Below are 3,102 nucleotides of genomic sequence, written 5' to 3'. Positions count from 1 at the left end.
ACGTGACCGATGGTGCCGACGTTGACGTGCGGCTTGTTCCGTTCAAATTTTTCTTTAGCCATGGAGACCATCCCCTTCAAGGAATTGAGCGGATCACGCTACCATTAGAACAAGGGCAGATATTTTCATATCTGCCCCTGGATAAATGGAGCTCATGAGCGGATTTGAACCGCTGACCTCACCCTTACCAAGGGTGTGCTCTACCAACTGAGCTACATGAGCGAAACACAAGCAACTTGACTGGAGCGGGTAGCGGGAATCGAACCCGCATCATCAGCTTGGAAGGCTGAGGTTCTACCACTGAACTATACCCGCGGAGCCCGAAGCTCACGCTTTTAAACTGGTGGAGGGAGAAGGATTCGAACCTTCGAAGTCTATGACGTCAGATTTACAGTCTGATCCCTTTGGCCACTCGGGAATCCCTCCAAACTGGTGGGCGGCATTCTCTACGTCTGCCACCTTGCTGTCAAGAGTTTTCTCTTAAAAAACCTGAACTTAGGTTTCAACAGCAACTTCATGGTAGGAGTCTTTCAGCCTTCCCCCTGCGAAGCGGGCGCCATTCTATGCAAACCATCAGGGGGATGCAACACCTTTGCACGACATTATTTGATGCTGCAATCCCTTGAAGTCCCGAGCCAGCTCCTGGAGCAGTTGCTCATCCACCAGACGCCGGCTGCCGGGTGCCACCCTTACCCAGAAATCACGCTGCCCGCGGGGCAATTCCTTCAGCTCCGCCTCGTAACCTGCCGTCTTGAGACGGGCCTGCGCACTTTCAGCCGAATCCCGCGCGGAAAACATCCCCAAAGAAATGCCATTGGCCAGCACTCCCTCGCCAATCAGGTAGCTGTCGATATTGCGCGCCTGAAGCTCCTTCAACTGACGAAGCGCAGCCTCCCGTGAGGCTAGCGGAGGAAGATAGACCCAGTAATCGACGCTCATCTCCCCACGGGCCTCGACCTCCGCCTCGATATCCAGGCCCAGCAGGCGCTGCTGCAACCTTCGGGCATCCGCCTCCTCACCGCCTCCGCCAAGATAGAGACAGGCCGACTCGGATGCGATCGACTCTTCGGCAGCCGGAGGCACACTCGGCGCCGGCACCTGCGATCCCGAGCGCGCCCTGGAAGCAAGGTTGCTCTCGGCCAACAGCAGAATGTTCTTCTGCCCATCCTTATAGAGTTCCAGCGGTGCGATTTCCTTGGCCCGTAGCGGGGATTGCTGCTGGTGCCAGACGTAGTAGAAGACGTTCAGGGCCAGGAGAAACAGGAAGAACCAGCGCATAGATCCTCTCACTCAATCGGGCAAGCCAGTGCCAGCCCTACGAAAACCAGGTCCGGCATGATCCGGGCGCCAGCCAGTTCGTCGCGAACCAGTTCGGCATCCCCACCCGTCAGGAATATTTCACAATCCGGACCGAGCAGCTCGCACGCCATGGCGTACTGCTCACGAACGAACCCCCTGAGCATGAGCAGACAACCCCGCTCAACCGCCTCGGCCGTGGCCTGCCCTGGCTGGAGACTGGCAAGCGCCCGCCGGGCCTCTGCATCGTCGTAGCGGATACGTCGGGTATGGGTGCGCAACTGGCTTCTCATCAGGGTCATGCCCGGGCATATGTAGCCCCCCAGATGCACTCCATCCGCCGCGACCAGGTCAGAGGTGACCGCGGTCCCCAGATCAATGACCAGGCAGGCCTTCTTAGCCAGGTGATGAGCCGCGACGAGGGCCAGCCAGCGGTCGAGCCCCAGGCGCTGGTAATCGAGATAGCCGTTGCGCACACCCGCCAACTGCTTGCCGGATGATGCAACCAGCGCCGAAACCGGGAACAGCTGCTCCAACCGTGCGACCAGTTGCGAGGTTTCCTGCTCGCTGCGAACGCTCACCAGGCGACAGGCTCGCACTGGCAGCGCTTGCTGCGACGTTAACTGTTCGACCAGGGCATCATCGGACTCCGCAAGGCCACCGGCGACCGACCGCGCCGCCCCCTCGATGACCCGCCACTTGATCAGCGAGTTTCCACAGTCGAGCTCAAGAATCATTGACGCAACCTCAAACTAAGCTCCCCTCCACTGAACCCCTGCTCCACGCCATCCACCTCAAGACGCAGCGCTCCTCGGCTATCGACACCCAGCACACGACCCTCGATGGAACTCAGGGCAGTCGAGAGAATGACCTGGGCACCCTGCCAGAGATTGCAGGACTCCCACTCCTCGCGACTTGCAGCAAAGCCTTCGCGCGAATGCCTATCGAGATAATCAGCCAGCTGCCGATTGAGAGCAGAAAGCAGCCGCGAACGATCCACCAGCTCCCCCAGCGCTTCGCGCAGGGAGGTCCAAGGCTGGCCGATATCAGTGGCGGTCCTCATGTTGACGTTGATCCCTATGCCGATAACGACATGACACAGATCCGCGGGGTCGCCACTCAGCTCCAGGAGAATTCCGGCGATCTTCTTGCCTCCCTGCAGAAGGTCGTTCGGCCACTTCAACCCGGCGTCCCGGACGCCCAAAGACTCCAGGGCCCGGAGCACCGCGAGACCGACAACCAGGCTCAACCCTTCGAGCTCCCGAGCGCCCCCCCTGACAGTAATGGCCAGAGAATAATAGAGGTTCTCTCCATAGGGACTGACCCAGGCTCGGCCGCGACGTCCACGCCCGGCAGTCTGCTGCTCGGCGACGATAACGAAAGGCGTCGAGGCTCCAGCCGCGAGCCTACGCATGGCCTCGCTATTGGTCGAATCGACGGTGGGCATGATCTCGACAGGCCAGAGGCTGTCGATCTTCCGCGGATCCAGGAGACTGAGGGGACTCGCCAGACGGTAACCCCGGCCACGCACCTTGTGGAACTGCAGGCCATGTTCAGCCTCCAGGTGCTGCAAGCGTTTCCAGACTGCACTGCGACTGATGCCCAGTACTGCCCCCAACTCCTCACCGGAGTGGAATCGCCCGTCTTGAAGTAGTTTCAGCAAGGTCTGCATAGACGCCCCACACTAGCCAGGCACGCATCATATAGAGGCACTTGCGCTTTGCCTACGAAAAGCCCTGCCGTATAGCTGCCTTTTCCCCGGATTTTCGCAGACTTTTCCGCGCGCAAAAGCAAAACCCCCGGTCA

General features: G+C 59.7%; 4 protein-coding genes and 3 tRNA genes. All 7 read right to left on the bottom strand.

The window, feature by feature from the left end; all coding sequences use genetic code 11:
• The coding region (locus tag HMPREF3014_RS34885; protein WP_234358239.1) for a hypothetical protein at positions 1–62 on the bottom strand (62 nt) is incomplete at its 3' end.
• 84 nt (positions 63–146) lie between these two features.
• Positions 147–222, bottom strand: a tRNA-Thr gene (locus HMPREF3014_RS04840).
• Between the two features lie 19 nt (positions 223–241).
• Positions 242–315 (bottom strand) — tRNA-Gly (locus tag HMPREF3014_RS04835).
• Positions 316–341: 26 nt separating this feature from the next.
• Positions 342–426 (bottom strand) — tRNA-Tyr (locus HMPREF3014_RS04830).
• A 147-nt stretch (positions 427–573) separates the two neighbouring features.
• The gene (locus tag HMPREF3014_RS04825) at positions 574–1,278 is read right to left on the bottom strand and encodes an SPOR domain-containing protein (RefSeq protein ID WP_003118935.1); all 705 of its coding nucleotides are present in this window, start codon (positions 1,276–1,278) and stop codon (positions 574–576) included.
• An 8-nt stretch (positions 1,279–1,286) separates the two neighbouring features.
• Entirely contained in the window at positions 1,287–2,033 is a 747-nt protein-coding gene (locus HMPREF3014_RS04820) for a pantothenate kinase (RefSeq protein WP_003093768.1), read from the bottom strand.
• A complete protein-coding gene (gene birA, locus HMPREF3014_RS04815; RefSeq protein ID WP_014602446.1) occupies positions 2,030–2,968 on the bottom strand; it encodes a bifunctional biotin--[acetyl-CoA-carboxylase] ligase/biotin operon repressor BirA in 939 nt (312 codons plus the stop codon). The genes HMPREF3014_RS04820 and birA overlap by 4 nt, the downstream gene beginning before the upstream one ends.
• Positions 2,969–3,102 lie beyond the last annotated feature (134 nt).

The sequence above is a fragment of the Pseudomonas sp. HMSC065H01 genome (genome assembly GCF_001815235.1).
Taxonomy (GTDB): domain Bacteria; phylum Pseudomonadota; class Gammaproteobacteria; order Pseudomonadales; family Pseudomonadaceae; genus Pseudomonas; species Pseudomonas aeruginosa.
Note: the sequence above shows the minus strand (reverse complement) of the source record. Positions and strands in the feature narration are given on the sequence as shown.